Origin of the sequence: Mesorhizobium sp. M0051, assembly GCF_040323235.1 — a bacterium.
In the GTDB taxonomy this organism is placed as follows: Bacteria; Pseudomonadota; Alphaproteobacteria; order Rhizobiales; family Rhizobiaceae; genus Mesorhizobium.
On record NZ_JAMYUT010000007.1, the window covers coordinates 143691 to 163570 of the forward strand.

A 19880-nucleotide genomic window follows, 5' to 3' on the forward strand; every position below is an offset into this window, starting at 1 on the left:
CCAATCCTCCTCCGGACACTGCCACGGCCGGCCGGGGCTGCCTTTCCTTTACCTGACCAGAAACCGTCTTGCGCCTGTCTCGCCCAATCGTGGGTACCCCGCCAGCACGGACGATTGGCGATGAGCTCGAAGGACGACCCCTTCGGCCTGGCGGGCAAGACCGTCATTCGCGCAAATCCGCGGCGCACGCAGAAATCGCCGCCAGCTCCTGAGCAACCCGTCGCGGGCGCAGACCAACCCTCTGGGGCCAAGGATTCAACCGTGTTCGATCCTGGTGTCGTGCGGCCGCCGGGCTGGGCATCCGGAACCATAATCTATCAGGCTCCAGCCTTGGGTGCTGCGGCAAGCACCAGCTCTTCCGCCGCCCCGCCAAAGCCAGCCATCGAGCAGGCGCTGCTGCTCGGCGCCGCCGACATCGTCAAATACTCCGCGGCAAACCCTATTCTCGCCGCGGCGGCACCTTTGCTGATGCTGCTCGGGCAGCTCAGGCTCATGTCCGTCGAAATACGAGCGGAGCCACTGGCGGAACATGTCACCGAGACGATTGAAAAATTCGACCGGACAGTGGAGAAGTCAGGCGTTGCCGAAGAGGATGCGCGGATTGCGAAATTCGCCCTCTGCGAAACCGTCGACGATCTCATCGGCAACCTGCCCTGGCCCAGGAGTGACGACTGGGCGCAACACAGCATGCTGGGGCAGTTCTTTCACACCGAGCGCACCGGCACAGGTTTCTACGAAGCACTGAACAAGATACTGGCCAATCCCGAGACGCACTACGATCTGCTCGAACTGATGCATGCCTGCCTGTCGCTGGGTTTCGAGGGCCAGTATCGAGGCGTGAAGCGCGAAGACAACAATCTCGAGCGCGTTCGACGCGATGTCTACGAGACGCTTCGCTACTTCAGGGCGCATGCGGGTGAAGACATCTCGCCGCACTGGCAGGGCTTGGCAGCGACGATGGTACAGTCATCGGCCCGCCTGCCGCTCTGGGTCGTCGCGGCAGCGGGATCGGCGCTGCTGACTGCTGCATTCTTCGCACTACGGGTCTTCATCAGCAATGAAGGCGACGCCGCCGCCGGTGAATTGCTGGCACTCAATCCATCGACGCCGATTGCCATCGAGCGCGCCAGCGTGGCGCCATTGGCCGAGCCGGCGAAACTCACCCCACCCACGGCCACCGGGCAGATCGACCGTATTCGTGCGGCGCTGGCCAAGGACGTCGAAGGCGGCGGGCTGACCATCGGCACGAAAGGCGACTTCATCGTGGTGGAAATCAACAATCTGCTGCTGTTTCAGTCCGGCAGGGCAGAGACGAAGCCGGAATTCCAGCCCATTGCCACCGACATCGCCGCGGCTCTGGATCACGAGCCTGGACCAATCCGGATCGTCGGCCACACGGATAATGTCAAACCCCGAAAGTCGAGCGCGTTTAAATCCAACTTCGACCTTTCCGTCGCCCGGGCGAAGGCCGTGGAAGCGTTGATGGCAGCGAAATTCAGCGATCCCTCGCGACTGACGGTCGATGGCAAGGGCGAGGACGAACCGGTCGCCGACAATGCGACGCCGGAAGGCCGCGCCAAGAACCGCCGTGTCGATGTGATGATCCCCAGGGAGGAAACATTGTGACGGCCCGTTGGAAGCACCCATGACGCGTTGGCTGCTGCGGATATTCAGCGTGACCGCGCTGGGCGGCTTCGCGGCGGCGGTGTGGTTTGCCGGCCCCTTGATCCGCTTCGCCGATAGCCGGCCGCTCGGGCCTGCCTGGCTACGCGCGACGATCATTGGTGTAATCATGGCGACGCTGGCGCTTTTTTACGGGCTGCGTTTCTGGCAGGCGAGGAAGGCGCAAAAAGCGCTCGAAACCGTCATTGCGCACAATGACGACCGTGATGATAATGATGCGCGGGTGCTCGAAGCCCGCATGAATGAGGCCGTGGCGACGCTCAAACGATCGAGCGGCAAGCGCAACTTCCTCTACGAGATCCCCTGGTACGTGGTCATAGGCCCGCCGGGTGCCGGCAAGACAACGGCACTGGTCAATTCGGGTCTGAATTTTCCGCTTGCCGGTTCGGGGGACACCCAACCGGTGGCTGGCATTGGCGGAACACGTGCCTGCGACTGGTGGTTCACCGACCAGGCCGTGCTGATCGACACCGCAGGACGCTACACGACGCAGGACTCCAATGCCGAGAGCGACAAGAAGAGCTGGCTCGCATTCCTCTCGCTGCTCAAGAGATACCGCACCAGACAACCGATAAACGGCGTTATCCTGGCCATCAGCCTTGCCGATCTGATGAGCTTCGACGATCAGCAGCTTGATGCCCACGTCACCGAGATACGCAGCCGGCTGAGGGAAATCCACGAGACGTTGAAAATCCAGTTTCCAGTCTATCTGCTTTTCACCAAGACCGATCTTGTCTCCGGATTCATGGACTACTTCGGCGGTCTCGACGAGTCGCGCAGGCGCAAGGTATGGGGCGCGACATTCCAGACCGCGGAGCGCGACAGGAACATGGCCGCCGGGGCCCCTGCCGAATTCGATGCGCTGGCAAAACGACTGGTGGACGAGATGGCCGACCGCCTCCAGGAAGAGGCTGATCCGGTCACGCGCATCTCCATCTTCGGTTTTCCCGCACAGTTCGGCGCGCTGAGGAGTCGAATTGCCAGTTTTGTCGCTAGCGTGTTCGATCCGACCCGAAGCCAGGTGAACGTCAGCCTGCGTGGACTGTATTTTTCGTCAGGCACGCAAGAGGGAACGCCTATCGATCAGGTGCTGGGCGCGATCAGCCGCAATTTCGGCGGCAATTCCCGCCCGCACTTTTCCGGAACTGGCAAAAGCTTCTTTTTGCATAATCTGCTGACGGACGTCATTTTTGCCGAATCCGGATGGGTTTCGTATGACAAATCGGCTGCAAGGCGTGCGGCGATCGCCAGACTTTGCGGCCTCGGCGCAATAACGCTGATCGCTGCCGCCGCACTGGGTACGCTCGCCCTGAGCTTTGCGGCCAACCGATCGCTGATAGCCTCCACAACTCTTGCCATGGGCCAGTATCGCGAGACGGCGGCCCCATTGCTCAAGACGGCCACGGTTACCGATGTCGACCTTGAAAACGTCATCGGCCCGCTCGACCAGTTGCGCGATCTGCCGGCCGGGTTCGAAAACGGTGACCTGCCGACACCGATCGAAGAGACGTTCGGCCTCAGTCAGCGTGAGAGACTTCGTTCGGCGTCCAAAACGGCCTATCGGCAGGGGCTGGAACGAATGTTCCGATCGCGCCTGCTGATCCAGGCCGAGCGGACGATCCAGGCCAAGATGGCCGATCCCGTCGCGCTCTACGAACCGTTGAAAATCTATCTGATGCTTGGCGGCAAGGCACCGAAGGTCGATGACGCCTTGATCGTTTCCTGGATGAAGCAGGATTGGGAGCAGAACCGCTATCCAGGCGAAAACAATCGCGAAGGACGCGAGCAGCTCGAAAAGCACCTGCGCGCGATGCTGGCATTGGACGACGCTTACGATCCCGTCTTCGAACTCAACCGGCCGCTTGTTGAAGCCGCTCAACGTTCTCTCGGGCGTATGAGCCTTGCCGATCGAGCTTCGGCTTTGATCAAGTCGGCGACATACGCTGCGGTGCTGGACGATTTTTCCGTATCCCAGAAAGGTGGGCCGGAGGCGCAGTTGCTGTTCGAGCGCATCGATGGCAGCGATCTGTCAGGGCTTCGTGTTCCCGGAATCTACACCCATTCCGGCTTCAACACCTTCTATCTCCGGCAACTTTCGCGCATTGCGCAGATGCTTGTCGACGAGCAGTGGGTTCTCGGCGGCGGCGGCGAACAAGGCGACATCAACCAGCAACTGCTCAAGCTCGGCCCCGAACTTCTCGATCGCTACGGGAAGGAGTTCGCGGCCGCGTGGAACGGCGTTCTCGACCAGTTGAAATTCAAGGCGATGCTGACGGACAAGCCGCACTACATCGCGCTTTCAGCCGCTGCCTCCCCAAGCTCACCGATGAACCAGCTCTTTGCGGCGATCGCCAACGAAACAGCTCTGACGCGGGACCCAGGTGACGGCAACGGTCCCGGCACCGAGATCGAAGCAGGCACGGCTCAGAACCAGCCGCGCAACGCCGCGGATCTGGCCAAGGGCCTGGCCCGCATCGGCATACAAATCGCCAACGGCAAATCGCAAAGCCGCGCCGGCACGGGGGCCGCCGACGCACGGAACGTCAATCCAGGTGCAAACATCGAAGCGCAATTTAGACCATTCCAGGCCCTGGTGAACGGCCCTGCCGGACACCGCCCAATTGATGCCCTGACCCACAACTTCAGCGATATCTATCAGAGCCTGCAACTGGCGGCCGAAGTTCCTTCGCAGACGGAGCGCGTCAGTTCGAACCTGCAGCTACAGATAGCCACGCTTCGCGCCAATGTCTCACGCCTGCCCAAGCAACTCGGCCGGATGGTCAACGCGACGGCGGATGAGTTCGAAGAAAATGTCGCCGAAACCTCGGTAACCAACTTGAACCAGATACTCGACCAGACGGTGACGGCTCCCTGTGAAGCCGCGATCAACGGCCGTTATCCCTTCGCCGGCGACGCCACCGAGGATGTTGCGATGGCGGATTTCGCGAAATTGTTCGCCCCGGGCGGCTTGCTGGACCGGTTCTTCGCACAAAATCTCGCATCGCTGATCGACATGACCGGCCAGGACTGGAGCTGGAAACAGGATGCGCGCTTTGGACGCGACCTGTCGAAATCGACCCTGAAAGACTTCCAACTGGCCGCGGAAATCCGCAGCGCCTTCTTCCCATCGGGCGGTTCGGTGCCTTCGGTCAGCATCACTTTCACACCATTCTCACTGAACGGCGATGCCGATACGGCGATACTCGATGCCGACGGCCAGATCGTCCAGAGCAACCAGACCGGCAACGCGCCAAGTGCGGTCACCTGGCCGGGCGGTACGGCTTCCGCGTACGCCAGCCTAAGCCTGACACCAGAAATGCCAGGCCGCGAATCCGCGATCAAGTTCGAAGGGCCGTGGGCCCTGAAACGGCTTCTGGACAAGGCTGCCGTCACCGGCGACGACAGCAGCATGCAAGCGCGCTTCGTGATCGGCGGACGCGACGTTTCTTATACGCTCCAGACAGGCTCAGGCTCCAACCCCTTGTTCCTCCCCGCGCTTTCCGGGTTCAGCTGTCCCAAGGCGTTTTGAGATGGGGATGATCTGCTGAGCATGGTGCCGATCCGCAGACCACATACGGTCAAACCTTGGTTTTCCTTAGTTTTCGATACTTTAATGTTCGAGCCTGTGGCAAAGTGGCGCGAGCGAGCGTCCAAAGGTGCGCCGCAGAAGGACGCTTGAAAAGCGCTTGGTGGCAAAATGAATACTGTCGCCCTTCCCATTGAAAGCTTCGGCGTGAGCCACAAAGGCCTTGTCCGTGAGCTCAATGAAGACAGCTATCTGGTCGAGCCACAAACTGGCCTCTGGGTGGTAGCCGACGGAATGGGTGGACATGACGCCGGAGAGGTCGCTTCAGCCAGTATCGTCGATCATCTGGCAACGATCGGCATCGCGAGCTCGGCACCCGATCTTCGGGCGCGCTTTGAGGACAGGCTGAGCAGGGCCAATGCCGAGATCCGCGGCATAGCCGAATCTCGCGGCATAACCATCGGTTCTACCGTTGCCGCGCTGCTGGCGATGGACGGGCGGTTTGCCTGCCTGTGGGCGGGTGACAGCCGCGTCTATCTAATCCGCAACGCCTCGATCTCGCAAATATCGAGAGACCACACCGAAGTTCAGGAGCTCATCGACCGGGGTATCATCAGCGCAGCCGAAGCGCGCACCTGGCCGCGCCGCAATGTCATCACACAAGCGATCGGCGTCAGCGACGAGATTGTCATCGATTTCCAGCAGGGCGAAATCATGCCTGGGGACATTTTTGTGTTGAGCACGGATGGGCTGACGGCGCATGTCACCGACGCCGAGATCGAGGCGGCGACTGTTTCGGCGACACCTCAGGCAGCCTGCGAGAACCTGCTCGACATGGTGCTGGCGCGCGGCGGAACGGACAACGTGACGATCGTGCTTGTGAAGATCGGAGACCGGCGCGATGGCCAATCGCCTCGTCCAGATCCGCATAGAGCGGAGGCTTGAGGCTCATGAGCGCCGACGATAAGACGCGAATATCGGGGGGCATGGCCAACACCGCCGTAGGCACGCAACTCAGCGGCATCTATGAACTCGACGAGCGGATCGCATTCGGTGGCATGGGCGAGGTCTACCGTGGCCATAATATCCAGACCGGTGACCATGTCGCGATCAAGATCGTCTTGCCCGAGTTCGCCCGTGACCAGACGATCTTATCGCTGTTCCGCAAGGAGGCATTGATCCTCAATCACCTGTCGCATGACGCGGTCGTGCGGTACCACGTCTTCACGATCGATCCCGGGATCGGCCGTCCCTACCTTGCCATGGAATTCGTCGACGGCGAGTCGCTGTTCGACATCATGCGACGTGGCGCGATGCCGACGGCAGATGTGCGCAAGCTCTGCCACCGCCTCGCTTCCGGTTTGAGCGCCGTCCATCAAGCTGGAGCAATACACCGCGACCTCTCCCCCGATAACATCATCCTGCCCGGCGGCCGGGTCGACCGCGCGAAGATCATCGATTTCGGTATCGCCCGCTCGGCGAGCGTGGGCGGTGAGACCCTGATCGGCGGAAAGTTCGCGGGAAAGTACAATTATGTTTCGCCCGAACAGCTCGGGCTCTACAGCGGCGACGTCAGTGAGCAATCCGACATCTACAGCCTGGGGCTGGTGCTGGTTGCCGCTTTGCGCGGCAAGCCGATCGACATGAGCGGATCGCAGTTCGAGGTCATCGAAAAGCGCCGGACCGTGCCTGATCTCTCCGACATCGACGACGATTTTCGTGACATCGTTGAAGCCATGCTGCAACCGGATCCGCGAGACCGGCCGGCCAGCATGGCGGACATCGCCAGAATGACGCGTGGCGAAGACGAAGGAACGATGCCGCCGACGTCCATCCCACCACGCAAGCGACCGGTCTTGCGGCCAGCCGAGCAAGCCCTTGCTCCTGATCCTAAGGGCCAGCCTCAGCCATCCAATGTCGCGGGACACGACGCGCCGCTGGCGACGGGCACGCGCGAGCGCTTTGTCCCGCATGTCCGGCCCGCGCTTTTGACCGCACCGCAGCCATCCCCGGCCGTCGGTCCTCCGCGCGCGGTCAAGCCGGATGTGCGCGCAAAACCCGCAAAGACCACCCGGACCGTCGCCATCGCCGCCTTGGCGACGCTTGCTGTCGCCTCCGGCGCAGGGCTCTATCTGAGCGGCTTCATGACGCCTGCCACGCCGACCGTCGATAAGATATCGCTTTCCGCACCAGAGCCATCAAAGCCCGCCCCAGAGCTGTCAAAGCCGCCCCCGGCGGACACTGCCGCGAATGCCCCCGAGCCGGCAAAGGTAGTTCCGCTCGCGCAGCCGGAGGCCGGCGCACCGCCGGCTGAAAATCAGCAAGATGCAGCGGCAGCTCAGAAGCCGCGGCCGGCCAAGCCCGCCGGAGTCCCCTCGCAGACCGGGGCACCCCCGAAGCCAACTACGGACGTGCAGCCGCCGCCCGAAAAGGCATCACCGGCAATCCAGCCCGATGCAGTGGCCAGCGACAGCCAGACGTCGGCGGCGCCACCTGTCACGACCGCTCCAGCGCCGTCAGCAGCCGAGAGGGTGTCGACGCCGCCGCCGGCCAAGCCAGAGGTTGTCAAGAGCCAAAAGCCCGAGCTACAGACCAACCAGCCGACACCGCCCAAGGCGACCACGCCGGCGCCTGAACCCGCCGCAAGCAAGACAGATATCGCGAAGGCCGAGAGTCAAAAAGCCGCACTACCGGAGGCCAAACAGCCCGACCAGCCTGTCGTCGCGTTGAACGTGCCCAAACCAGAGGTCCCCGCGGCCGTCGACGACATCGCGCAACGGGTCTCCTGGGTTCGCGACTTCGGCGGCGGCGATTGTTTCTATGCGACCATGACGTCGGCAACCGACAAGGCCCCCGCGATCGAAGGATTTGGAACTGCGGTCCAGCCATTCGAGCGCATGCTGGGCGATTTCCAGGCAAAATTCCACATCGAGCCGGACATCAGCGTCCGCCTCATCGAGCCAAGCCAATGCGAAGTCACCAATTTTCTGCGCTTTCTGGGGCAGACCGCCGCCGACAAGCCGCAGCTTGTTCTCGATCGGACGTCGGTGCCGAACGGCACGCCGGTCAGCGGCACGCTGGTGACACGCGGCGGGCTCGTCTCCAGCGTGCTGCTGATCGATCACAAAGGCATGGTATTCAATCTCGACGACCGCATCGTCGTAGAACCGGGCAAGGCTACTTTCAGCATCCCGATTGGCCTCGGCGCGGCCGACAAAGCCGCCGGAAAGGCCGTGCCGCAGATCATAATGGTGATCACGGGCGTCCATGATATTCAGGCGGCCGCGTTCTCCACGCCGACACCCGCCGCGGTGCTGCTCCCCAAAATTCTCGAAGAAATTGAGACCGATGGGACTCGGTTCTCGGCCGCTGCCCAGTATTTCCGGCTCGGCGGATAGCATGGACGCCCGATGGAACTCCGCCGCTCGCGTTCGCCCCGTTCGTCCGCCGACCTGCCCATAGAGCAGCGTGATCCGCTTCGAGCCGTGTTTGCCCTGACAGGCCACATGAGGCTTGCAGTCATGGCGGGCGCCGCGCTGCTGGCGGTGCTGTCATCCAGCGAAGCGCGCGCCGAATTCACGGTTTGCAATCAGACACTCGACGTCGTCAATCTCGCCGTCGGCCAGAAGGTCGACAATGCGGACCAGACCGATGGCTGGTGGACCATCGGCGCCAATCAATGCGTGAACGTCATCCGCGAGAAACTGACGAACCGCTACATCTACATCTATGCCACGGACGTGTTCGGTCATGCGATCCTCACCGGATCGACAGAAATGTGCATCGAGCCGCGCCGTTTCTCGATACGCGGCATCGATGAATGCTGGCAGCGCGGCCATATCGCGGCGCAATTTCTCGAAGTCGATACGCTCGAACAGGTCCGCTGGACCTTCTTCCTGACCGGAAGCAATCCGTGACGCACAATATCGACACGAGCTTCAGGCACAAAAAGCAGGCGCGCGCCGCCCTTCGCAGGCGCGCGCTTTGGCGCAGGCTTATTGCCGGTCTCGCGGTGGTTCTCCTGCTTTCGATCGCCGCCGGTTTCTACCTCACCGCGGACTATTGGTCGTTCGGCGACGAAGATGAGGAGTTGCACGCGGTCGAGGGAGTGGATGATGTGCCGGCCGATGCATCCGTCTATGTGCCGGCCATCATCGACCTTGCCGGGGATCCAATGTGGATCACCCTGGCGCCCGATGCCGGCGCCGCAACGAAAGGCCGAACGATGCCGCGCCCGGCGGAACTCGATCAGGCCGGCGTTTCTCCCCAGCTCGAAATTCTGTCCGACGTCATGCTTAGCGCCAGCGAAAAATTCATGACGACGATACCGTCGACGCAGGAGGATTTCGCATTCTTCCAGGCGCAAAGAAAGACCGCTACCGCACCATCCGGCGATCTCCAGAACGACCTTGAGCCATCACCCACCGCAGAGGAACCCGCGGCGGTTCCGGACCAGAAGGCGGACGCCGACGATCCCGAAGCCGGCTGGGGTGAGACAATCGACGCGGGCGATGCTGCCCTTCCCGCATTCCAGAAGACCCAGATCGAAAACAACACCAGCGTCGCGGTCGTCACGAATGATTATCAGCGGTTCGAGGCGACCGAGGACATGTTCGTGAAGACCCTCAACGACCGCAGCCTGGACAGCGTTGTGCTCGATGCGCATTTCTCCGCCGATGATGCCAAGTTGGCAGGCGAGGCCCTGAAGGCGCTTTTCAATCGGCACAGTCTGGAACCGGGTTATGTGGTTGCCATGCGCGGTTTCAGGCCGAGCCGCGGGACGACCACGATGTCTCTCATGCAGGTTTCGATCTACGCCAGGAACGTGTTCGTCGGCACGCTGACGCGCAATGCCGCCGGCGCGTTCGTGTCGGGCGTCGATCCCTGGGTCCGCGAAGACCTGTTCAATTATTCGGGCGCACAGGCGGAAGGCACGCACAAAAGGCAATACCGTCTGCTCGACGCGATCTACTCGACGGCGGCCCGCAACAATGTCCCGACCGGCGTGATCGGCGAAGCGATCATGTATCTCTCGAGAGGACAGGACTTGGACGCCTTTGCAAGCGAGGACCAGCGCCTCGTGCTGATCTATTCGCAGATGCCGCGCGGCAAGGACGAAGGTGCCGGGCGGGTGCTGTATGTGGGTGTCCAGGGCAGCGAAAAGAGCCTCGACTGTTTCGTCTTCCAGCAGAGCGACGGCCAGTTTGCGTGCGTCACCGGTGACGATCAGGTTCGCTCGCTGACGGTAACCAACGGCATGGTCACACCGGTCAACGGGGTTATGACCTCCACCTTCGGGCCACGCAAGCATCCAATCCTCGGGACCGTTCGCATCCACAAGGGCGTCGATTGGGCGGCTCCCGTTGGCACGCCGATCGCAGCGGCCTTCGATGGCGAGATCACCTTCCAAGGCGATGGCGGCAACTATGGCAATCTGGTGAAGATTTCGCACGGAAACGGGCGCGAGACGCGCTATGCGCATATGCAGAAATTTGCAATCCCGGCCGGCGTCGGCACCAAGGTGAAAGCCGGCGACATCATTGGATACATCGGCACCACCGGCCTTTCGACCGGGCCTCACCTGCATTTCGAACTTTATCAGAATGGCGAGGCGATCGACCCGCTGGGCAGGGTTACCGCGATCGCTTCAGACGATTCCGCTGTCGAAACGCTCACCGACCGCATTGTTCATGTCGAAAGTGGCGGCAGCGCTCGCGCCAAGAACCCAAATTCTTCAGCGACCGGCGCCGGCCAGTTCATAACCAAGACCTGGATCAGGATGATGAGCACCTATCGCCCGGAGCTTGCGCGCACGCTGTCGACTGCCGACCTGCTCGCTCTGCGCTACGACGCCACGATCTCGCGCGAGATGGTGCGCAATCTGGCGCGCGAAGGCGAGGCCTATCTTCGGGCGCGCGGTCACCAGATCACAGCTGGACGGCTCTATCTCTGTCATTTCCTGGGGATGGAAGGCGCGCATCAGGTGCTGGCGGCGACAGGTTCGGCGCAACTGAGCGCCGTGCTGGGTTCGGCCGTCATCCAGGCCAATCCGTTTCTCACCGGCAAGACAGCCAGCTACGTGGTGGACTGGGCCGAAAGGAAAATGGGCCAAAAACTAAGCCGTGTGGCTACTGACGCGAGCCCGCAGACCACGCAGATCCGCCAGACATCGCCGGAGTTCGAAAAATACAAACAGGCCGTCACCGCCCTCATAGGCTCGATTCAGAATACGCTTTGACCTGGCCGCGCGGCATAAGTGTCTCGGACTGCTGATGTTCCCCATCCCGATTTCATCGGGATGGAACAGGGCTCAGAGCGTTCACGGAAACGCCGAACCGCGCACTCTGTTTGTTTAACGCAATCCGGACGGAAAACCGTTTCACACTTTTACCGGCTTTATTCCGTCTTTATCCGCATTTCCACGCGGCGGTTCACGGGATCGTATGGGTTTGGGCTGCGCGGATTTTTTTCGCCCATGCCGATCGCATTGATGCGCGCGGTCTCAATCCCGCTGGCTGTCAGGAAGGTCGCCACCGATTGCGCTCGTCGCTGCGACAGGCCTTCGTTGTAATGCACAGTGCCGGTGGCGTCGGTGTAGCCTTCGACGACGAAGTTGAACGTGCGCAGCCGATTGTCCTTCAGGGCCTTGGCGAATTCGGTGAGTTCAGCGCGCGCAGTCGTGTCGAGCTCGGCCGAATCCAGCCCGAAATTGATCAGCATGTCGAGGCTGGATTTTCCTGCTGGCGCGTCATTTGCCTTGGTCTTGCTTTTGCACTCCTCCTCGGAGCCGACACAAATTCCTCGCGACTTGCCCAGATCGGCCGCGCCGGCAAAAAACTTCACAATGTCTTCTGATTTCTGAACGGGACCGGCGGAAGCGTGGGTCGAGAAAAACACGACCGCCAACACAAAAGCTGAACTGCTCCACTGCATAGCGGCTCCTCCTGTTTGAGCAATCCGATTTCGATGATCGCGATCATACCAAATTCCAAGGCAACTGTCTGTCGACAAAACACTGAGGGGCACGACAATGCCGCGAGTTGTCGGCGCGTCACAGGATGAGACTTGACCCGCGCCGCGCGTGAGGCTTGAGTGGCCAGAGCTCCTCGATGAAAGCGTGGCGGTCATGGCCAATGGGCTCCGGTTCAAAACGGCACGGGATCTTTTCATGGCCTGTCCTGCTGTTGCCCGGGACATGAGAGCCCTTCCAACCGACCAGCGCTCGATCGAGTTCTGCCGCGACCTCCTCGCCGGGCGCGTTCCCGAGGAAGCGATTACATTTTGTGCCTATCTGCTTCCAGAGCGGGCCGCGGTCTGGTGGGCCCATGAATGCCTGAGCCACCTGACCGACCTGTTCGATGAGACCGATCACGGTTTGCTCGCGCTTGTCCGCGACTGGGTGGGTGAACCGGACAGCCCGCATCATCGGGCAGCAGTCAGTGCGGCCGCGGCGAGACAGCCAACGACGCCGGTCGGCTGGATTGTCCTGGCCGCGGGATGGCGTGACAATGGTTCGACTAGGGCCGCGACGATGGTATCGGCCCTGCAACCATTTCCTGCCGCCCATGCGGTCAATGCCGGGATTCTGACCGGACTGGCACGTGTCGCGCTCGCCGACCGGTTTGCCGTTCTTTCGGCCTTTGTCGAAATGGGCATCCAGATGGCCGAGATCGAGGCGCTGCGCCAATCAGCGGATGCGTATTAAAGCATTCACCCCGGCACAAACTGGATGGATGCCATTAACGCCCTGTATCACTTGCAGCCACCTTGAGCCCATTTGGCAAGCGCCACCTTGAAGCGTGTTCCGAGCGGATGCTGCAGGCGCAAAACAGAGACATCGTTGGAGGCGAAATTTTTCGCCTGTTCGCACAGCCGGGCCTCGTTCCATTGATGGCAGCCGTCGCAATGCTTGCCTTCCCATACCGACTTGTCGAGCCCCTCCACCGGACTGAAGCGTGGCTTGCCCTTGATGAGCTCGGCAATGCTCTTGCCGTCGATTTCCGGATCGCCAAAATCGATCGGGTGGTCGAAAAAAATGGGGTCGTCCGAGGCAAGCTTCGGTATCTTCTGACGAAGCACATTGAGTGCGAGTTGGGCGTCGTCACCGGGGCCGGCCGGATTTGCCGTGGTGTTGCGCCCGTCCGAGCCGCCTTCCGGTTGCTGAGCGCTCGCCTCGCCGACGATCAGCGGCGCGTTGAGATCGATCTTGTGCAGGACGACCTCGGTGGTCAGTGAGACATTGGTCCAGGGGCGCTGTTTGCCGGCGGTTGCCTTGAAGACATCGGCGGTAACGCGGTTCATCGCTTCGGTGATGGAAACATTCGTTTCGCCGATATGCGCGAGCAGCGCCGAAGCAAACGGCGAATGTTCGCCCGACCCGTCATAGGCGACCCGATCAGGACTGGTGGCGAACGCGACAAGCGTGCCCGCACCACCATTCTCGATCGGAATTTCGGCAAGGCCGCTCCTTGCTCCCTTGACGCCGGCGGTCTTTGCCAACACATCGGCAAGCGGATTGTCACGGCAGGCGTCGAGGAAAATCAGCCTTATGCTGGTCTCGCGTGACATTTGCCGCAAGATGAAATCCACAGGCACCGCCTCGAAGTCGAGCGAGGTCTCGTCCTCAAGTGCTGCATCGATCGGAAGAAGGTAGTTGCTGCCTGAAACCTGCAACCCATGGCCGGCGTAGAAGAACAGGGCGATGTCGGCGCCGCGAACCTGCTTGGCGAACTGCGCAATCGTCGTCTGGGTCTGCAGTTTGGTCAGGTCGAAGCCGGAAACGACTTCAAAGTCCAGGTTCTTCAGGCGTTCGGCCATAGCCTGGGCATCGCGTACCGGATTGGTCAGCGCCGGGGCATGCTGATACTGGGAGTTGCCAAGGACCAACGCGACACGGCGTTCGGCATCGGCGGCCGACAAAGTCAAAAGTAATGCCAGTGCTGCAAGCCCGATGCCGCGCATAAGGCCACCACAATGGGCGATCAGATCGAAACTCACCGGGACAACGGATCCTTCCTCAGTTGACGAGCTTGGTGGCGGAAAACTCGATCCGCCGATTGAGCGCCTTGTTCTTCGGCGTGTCGTTGGCGGCAACCGGCCGCTCCTCGCCGTAGCCGGTCGCCGCGATCTGCGTGCGAGGAATGCCCGCGGCGACAATGGCATCGGCAACCGCCTCGGCCCTCCGCTCCGACAAGCGCTTGTTCTCGACAGGCGACCCATCGGAATCGGTATGTCCGGAAACCTCGACCTTCAGGCCCGGGCACTTGCCAACGACACCGACGACCTCCGCAAGCAGCGGACGGCTTTGGGTATCGAGCCGCGCGCTCGCCGTTCGAAAGTAGATAGCCCCGGTGCGCGACAGCACCGCAAACCGGTTGAGGCACTCCTCGTCGCTGAAGTTCGTCTTCGCGGCATCGGTGGCGACGGGTCCGACATCGGCGGTCTTCGCCGCAACAGGCTGGACAGCAGCCGGCGTGCTGCCGTCAGCGGTGAACACGAAATCGAACGACACCGATGCGGTCGGAACAATGTTGGTCACATTGGCCGCCTGCTGGAGTTTGTCGACATTCGGCAATAGCCCGAAGTCCTCCACATGCACGGCGACCGGAGCCTCCGAAGCGACCGATACCATGTCGTCGCTGATCATGGTCACCACGACGTTGGCCTCAAGGTTCTTGTCGACCCCGTGCAAGTTGAGACGGAACGGAAGCACCGCCTTCACACGTCGCTTGGTCGGCAGGTCGGCAAACGCCGCGGGATCGACCTTCGCGGTCAGTTCGGCGGACGGAAACTTGAATGTCTCGAAGAAAAGGAACCGCATGCGGACATTGCGAAGATCGACCCCCGTATCGACCGAATTGAGGTCGAAGGTGACTTTGGCGTCACCTCCCGAAGTAAGGCTGCCGGAAATATTCCTGATCTTGTTTGTTTCGACGATCGTGTTCTTCTTGACCGACTGATAGGTGAGCACCGACGCGGCGGGATCGAGCGTCCAGTTCGCCTGTGCGTTCGCGGTTCCCAGTCCGGGCAAAAGCAGCACGGACAGCGCAACGATCAAGCCAAGTGCGTTTATGGCGAGCCGACTTCTCGACCGTATTTTCCAGCAGAATCCGACGACTTCGAACATGGAACCCCCCTGCCTAGAGCAGTTCACGCTTTCACGGAAACGGCAAACCGCTCCATCTGTTTGTTTTGACGCAATTCCGGACGGAAAACCGTCTCTTTTCCTGGAATTGCTCGGTGCCGATGGAGAGCATAGAACACTTGCTCTCGCTTGGCGAGCGTCTCGGCTGGAGTGCTTGGCCAGTCCATAATCCGGCCACGCCACACTGGCTAGAAGGCGATCTTCAATCCGAACTTGGCGCCGATGGTGGAACTGTCTGAAGACGCCTTGCCACGGACTTCGCCGTTGACGGTGGTCGAGTCCGACACTTTCAGGTTAAAGCCGGTCGACAGCGCGGCGGAAAAATCCGCATCGTCGAAGTTGATTTCCCTGGTGTCGATTTCGGTGGTGTTCTTGTAGCCGAAACGCTGCTGCAATTCGCCCCGCGCATAGGGGCTGAACACCACGCCGTTGCTCAGCGTGTAATCGCCATAGATGCCGGGCTCGAGCTTGATCGCGCCAAAAGAAAGCTGGCTCTTGCCGAACTCGTTGCCGCCGCTGTCTGTATAGGGATCGCCGCGGAATGAAACGCCAAGCAGGCCGCCGCGCAGGTCGAAACGGGTGCGCTCGCCCAGCTTGAAGATGTGGCCGACCGATGCCGTAACCGCATAGCCCTTGGTATCATAGCTGCCGGTGGTGCCGAGCACGCCGTTCGTCACGTCGCTTCCGCCGATGAAGCCGGAGGCGGAGACCAACGCGTAGTCGACGCTTTTGCGAAACAACACGTAGCCGCCGAACAGGCCAGCCTTGTTGGTACCTTCGCCTATGGCATCAAATCCCCGGAACGCGCCGAGGCTGACGTCGGTCGAGGCGTAGCCGGCGAAAACGCCGATGTTCAGGCCATACTCATTGTCGAACTGGAAGTGTTTGGCGGCATTGAAATCAAGACTGATGGCGGCCGAAAAATCATTGGCATCGAAGCTCGGGCCGGGTCCATTCAAGCCGCCGCCGCTGATGTTGTAGCCGTCATGCTCGGTATGGGCGAACTGGCCGGAGGCAAAGACCCCGAAGCTCTCCGAAACCGGCACCATTCCAGATCCGGATGCGGGCGAAAGGTGGAGGTCAGCATCGAGCGCGTCGCGGTTTATGCCGTAGAGAGCGTCGATTGCCACCGTGACCGCGCCCGCGTTGGTGGCGCTGGTGGGCGCCGCCGCAATCCCGAAATTGGCCGGCGTGGCACGCAGGAACAAGCCGCCATTCGGGCCGGCTACGACCTGATAGCTGAAAAGCGAGCCCGGCGTGCCGGGAACACCTGCGACGCTGAACGTCCCGGTGACCGGACCGTTCGTCGAAACAATGAGCGGGATATCGGTCGCCTGGGTGAATTGCGGCGTGCCGAGCAGGTTGACGATGATTGTATTGACGCCGGTGGCCGAGAACGCGCCGGCGACCAGTTGATCCGACTGCACCGTCTGCTGGTTGATGTCGAGGCCGATGCGGGCGCCGTTGAGGGTAAGGCCGCCGAGCGTCAACACGTCGTTGGCGACACCATTGCGCATATCAATCAGCGAACTCGTGGTCGCGATGATTGAACCCGGCATGGTGACGTTGCCGTTGATGAACAGCGTCGAGCCGTTGCCGAGGTTGAGCTGGTTGATGCCTTGCGTGCCGCCGCTGAAACGCAGTGTGGAAGCGTCGGCCGAGAAATTGTCGAAGCCCGTAAAGTTCTGGCTCTTGCCGCCGGCCGCGAGGTCGGTGCCGGTGACGGTGCCATTGGCATTTGTTCCACTAAACAGCACGCCATCGCTCAGATTGAGCGGATCGACCGTGCCGATACCGTCTATGACGAGCGTGTCGGGCCCGAGGCCAGTGATGTTACCGCCGATCGTGCCGCCTGACAGATGAACATGCTCGGCTTCGATGCCGCCAGTAATGGTGCCGCCGGTGACCGAGACGTTGTCGAAGCCGGCGCCGCCGCTGACGCCGCCTTCCCCGAAAACAGATCCGTTGACCGTGCCGCCGCTCATGTCGAATGTATTGACCCCGGTACCGAGATCGACCTGGGTCGGCACGGCGGCTGTGCCAATGGTGCCGCCCGAGATGCTGATATGGTCATCACCGTCATTGCCGGAAACCGGCCCGGCGATCGTTCCGCCGCTGATGGTGATCGTATCGTTGCCTAGGTCACCGATGATTTCATCGGTGAGAATGCCGCCGGATACGAAAATCCGGTCGTTGCCGTCATTGCCTTCGATGAAACCATTTATCGTGCCGCTGCGGAAGTCGATCGTGTCATTGCCGGCGCCGCCGCTCACGGCGCCGCCGAGTGTGCCGCCGGTCATCGAGAAGCTGTCGTCGCCATCCTCCAGGCCGACAGAATCGGTGTCGTTCCCACTCTCGCCAAGGTCGATGCCGATACTGGCGCTGCCTGAGACCGTGACGTTGTCGTTCTGGCTGCCGGCGAAAATCGAACCGTCAATCCTACCGCCGCTCACGTCATAGGTGTTGCCGCCACCTTCGCCGAATACCGAACCGGTTATGTGACCTGCGGTTATGTTGAAAATATCGGCGCCGTCGGCGAGATCGACGCGGCCCGGCGTCGTGGTTGTCCCGATGGTTCCGCCGTTGATGTTGACGGTGTCGTTGCCATCGCTGCCGAATATATTGCCGCCGATGGTGGCGTTGCCGCCGACCGTTATGGTGTCGTTTCCGGAGGCACCATCGACATCGAGTTCGACCGCGGCATCGCCGCCTATGCTGACCTTGTCATCGCCGGCCTCGGCATCGACTGCAGCAACGTTGCCTCCCGCAATGGTGATGGTATCGCTGCCGTCGCCCCCGTAGATGACGCCGACGGTTGGCGCGCTGTAAAAAACGCCCTCCTCGGTCTCGAGGATACCGACCGTTATCTCGTCGTCCCCAAGGCCGCCGGTCACATCACCGACCTGCGTCGCGCCGCCGGATATCGCGGCCCTGTCGGTGCCGTCTCCAAGGTTGATGTCCTGAATGCTGCCGGCCTGGATGACGACGGTGTCATCGCCCGCCCCGGTATCGAGATTGGCCCTGACGTTGGGGGCGAACGGCTCGCCCAAGTAATCCCCATAGAACATCTCGAATTGGTCTTTGCCGCCAAGGAGCTCGATCGTCCCATCCGCCGGCTGCAAGGAGGTCGACCCATCCGTGGGCAGCCCGCCTACACTGGGCGTTGTCGACACGTCGTCGGTCAGCTCGCCCCCAAAAATCCTTAGGATGTCGTCGCCGTTGCCATCGTAGTCATTGATCTTGATCTCCGACGAGTTCTGGAACCCATTAAACCGGGTGGTGAATACGCCATCGATGTCCTGAAAATCCCCGACCGTCCTGCACTCCACCGTAACCGATGTCGTCTGGAACGGATCGCCGTCGCCGTTTGCAGTGGCGGAGCACGCCGCTGCGCCAGATATTTGGAAGGTGGACGCTGCCGCCAACGCAAGCAACGAAACACCCGCCAATTGATAGGCCTCGCGCGGCACGCTCATTCGACCCCACTTTACGAGAAATCGATACCGTCACAAAAAACTAAAATAGGCCCCACCCATGGGATTGGGGTTCGTTGGCCTGCCTCGCCGAGAGTGTACGCGGCGTGTTGCTCTACGGCAATGGTTCGGCGTTCGCCGTTGGGCGACTATCAGGCCAGCTGTGGCGACAAGGTCACTATCGAAAAGCTCGAAGCGAACTATTGACCCCAGTGTATCACCGTTCAAAGGGCACATTTAGAGATCAGAATAGGCTGCCGAAACGGTCAGGTCTCCGGCATGAGCAATCTTGCGGTCGTAGCTTGCCCAGATTTCGCCGCCACACTGTTCCGCCCAGCGGTAACAGAAAGAAAAATCGTCAGGCAAATCCAGTTCCGGCGTCACGATCTTAGTAAACGGCGTCAGGAAATTCTGGAACTGAGCGGTGTACTTGTTCCTACGGTAACGAGACCGGTCCACCGTCTCGGGCAACTTCTCGATCATCGCCGTCACGCAGTCGCGGGAGACCACAAAGATGCCCGTGCCGCATGACCATACCCGAACAAAGCCCCCTATCTCTTGCCGGGGTTCGACGACGGTTCCGATGAAGTCCAGACTTTGTGCGAAGGCCTTGTCGAAGGGCAATGTCGACAGTGAGTGGAGTTTTCGCAGATCGACCAGGCGCCGGGGATACAACGAGCCGACCACCGGTTTGTCCAGCGCCAGCATCGCGGCGATCAGATCAGGCGAGAAGCCCATGTCGCTGTCGATCATCAGGATGTGACTGCAATCCGGCTTGTTGTAGTAGAAGTTCGTCAGCAGATAGTTCCGGGAAAACGGGATATCCGTGTACTCGATTTCCGACAGCGTGAAAGCGTAGCTGGACAGGCTGTTGTGGGTCAGGGCCGCGAAGAGGCTGCGAACGAACACGCTTTTGTAGGCTGCTCCATAAACCGGCAGGGCGAGGTTGATCTTGATCGGCATCGTGTCCTCCACAGTCCAGTGACTGCATACAAATCCCCTTTTTCCTATCTTTGACATGACACTTGGTATAAAAATTTGCTGGCCGTTGGCG

At 61.0% G+C, this 19880-nt stretch carries 12 protein-coding genes; 7 read left to right on the top strand and 5 right to left on the bottom strand.

The window, feature by feature from the left end; all coding sequences use genetic code 11:
• Positions 1-120: 120 nt before the first annotated feature.
• The 6 genes from tssL (at position 121) to NKJ90_RS09835 (ending at position 11447) form a co-directional block, all read left to right on the top strand.
• Entirely contained in the window at positions 121-1626 is a 1506-nt protein-coding gene (gene tssL / locus NKJ90_RS09810) for a type VI secretion system protein TssL, long form (RefSeq protein ID WP_352486015.1), read from the top strand.
• Positions 1627-1645: 19 nt separating this feature from the next.
• The gene (gene tssM, locus NKJ90_RS09815) at positions 1646-5212 is read left to right on the top strand and encodes a type VI secretion system membrane subunit TssM (protein ID WP_352486016.1); all 3567 of its coding nucleotides are present in this window, start codon (positions 1646-1648) and stop codon (positions 5210-5212) included.
• Between the two features lie 168 nt (positions 5213-5380).
• Positions 5381-6154, top strand: coding sequence for a PP2C family protein-serine/threonine phosphatase (locus NKJ90_RS09820; protein ID WP_352486017.1), 774 nt, complete (start codon positions 5381-5383; stop codon positions 6152-6154).
• Between the two features lie 5 nt (positions 6155-6159).
• A complete protein-coding gene (locus NKJ90_RS09825) occupies positions 6160-8607 on the top strand; it encodes a serine/threonine-protein kinase (protein ID WP_352486018.1) in 2448 nt (815 codons plus the stop codon).
• 108 nt (positions 8608-8715) lie between these two features.
• Positions 8716-9126 (top strand): DUF1036 domain-containing protein, encoded by a 411-nt coding sequence (locus tag NKJ90_RS09830; protein WP_352486074.1) that lies wholly within the window; start codon positions 8716-8718, stop codon positions 9124-9126.
• On the top strand, positions 9123-11447 hold the full coding sequence (locus NKJ90_RS09835; RefSeq protein WP_352486019.1) for a M23 family metallopeptidase: 2325 nt from the start codon (positions 9123-9125) through the stop codon (positions 11445-11447). The genes NKJ90_RS09830 and NKJ90_RS09835 overlap by 4 nt, the downstream gene beginning before the upstream one ends.
• A gap of 158 nt (positions 11448-11605) precedes the next feature.
• On the opposite strand, the gene NKJ90_RS09840 is transcribed toward NKJ90_RS09835, so the two are convergent.
• Positions 11606-12142 (bottom strand): OmpA family protein, encoded by a 537-nt coding sequence (locus NKJ90_RS09840; protein WP_352486020.1) that lies wholly within the window; start codon positions 12140-12142, stop codon positions 11606-11608.
• Positions 12143-12335: 193 nt separating this feature from the next.
• Between NKJ90_RS09840 and NKJ90_RS09845 the strand changes: the two genes are divergently transcribed.
• Complete coding sequence (locus NKJ90_RS09845; protein WP_352486075.1) at positions 12336-12914, top strand: DUF6931 family protein; 579 nt, start codon at positions 12336-12338, stop codon at positions 12912-12914.
• A gap of 47 nt (positions 12915-12961) precedes the next feature.
• Here NKJ90_RS09845 and NKJ90_RS09850 read toward each other — a convergent pair whose 3' ends face one another.
• From NKJ90_RS09850 to NKJ90_RS09865, 4 genes are all read right to left on the bottom strand, one after another.
• Entirely contained in the window at positions 12962-14206 is a 1245-nt protein-coding gene (locus tag NKJ90_RS09850) for a caspase family protein (RefSeq protein WP_352486021.1), read from the bottom strand.
• Positions 14207-14225: 19 nt separating this feature from the next.
• Positions 14226-15335, bottom strand: coding sequence for an OmpA family protein (locus NKJ90_RS09855; RefSeq protein ID WP_023758876.1), 1110 nt, complete (start codon positions 15333-15335; stop codon positions 14226-14228).
• Between the two features lie 206 nt (positions 15336-15541).
• Positions 15542-18829, bottom strand: a complete 3288-nt coding sequence (locus NKJ90_RS09860; RefSeq protein WP_352486022.1) for an autotransporter — start codon at positions 18827-18829, stop codon at positions 15542-15544.
• A 234-nt stretch (positions 18830-19063) separates the two neighbouring features.
• Complete coding sequence (locus tag NKJ90_RS09865) at positions 19064-19789, bottom strand: hypothetical protein (RefSeq protein ID WP_352486023.1); 726 nt, start codon at positions 19787-19789, stop codon at positions 19064-19066.
• Positions 19790-19880 lie beyond the last annotated feature (91 nt).

Coding starts and splice junctions, on each gene's coding strand:
- NKJ90_RS09855 (WP_023758876.1), bottom strand. CDS start 15,335: ATGTTCGAAGTCGTCGGATTCTGCTGGAAAATACGGTCGAGAAGTCGG.
- tssM (WP_352486016.1), top strand. CDS start 1,646: ATGACGCGTTGGCTGCTGCGGATATTCAGCGTGACCGCGCTGGGCGGC.
- NKJ90_RS09865 (WP_352486023.1), bottom strand. CDS start 19,789: ATGCCGATCAAGATCAACCTCGCCCTGCCGGTTTATGGAGCAGCCTAC.
- tssL (WP_352486015.1), top strand. CDS start 121: ATGAGCTCGAAGGACGACCCCTTCGGCCTGGCGGGCAAGACCGTCATT.
- NKJ90_RS09845 (WP_352486075.1), top strand. CDS start 12,336: ATGGCCAATGGGCTCCGGTTCAAAACGGCACGGGATCTTTTCATGGCC.
- NKJ90_RS09820 (WP_352486017.1), top strand. CDS start 5,381: ATGAATACTGTCGCCCTTCCCATTGAAAGCTTCGGCGTGAGCCACAAA.
- NKJ90_RS09860 (WP_352486022.1), bottom strand. CDS start 18,829: ATGAGCGTGCCGCGCGAGGCCTATCAATTGGCGGGTGTTTCGTTGCTT.
- NKJ90_RS09840 (WP_352486020.1), bottom strand. CDS start 12,142: ATGCAGTGGAGCAGTTCAGCTTTTGTGTTGGCGGTCGTGTTTTTCTCG.
- NKJ90_RS09825 (WP_352486018.1), top strand. CDS start 6,160: ATGAGCGCCGACGATAAGACGCGAATATCGGGGGGCATGGCCAACACC.
- NKJ90_RS09830 (WP_352486074.1), top strand. CDS start 8,716: ATGAGGCTTGCAGTCATGGCGGGCGCCGCGCTGCTGGCGGTGCTGTCA.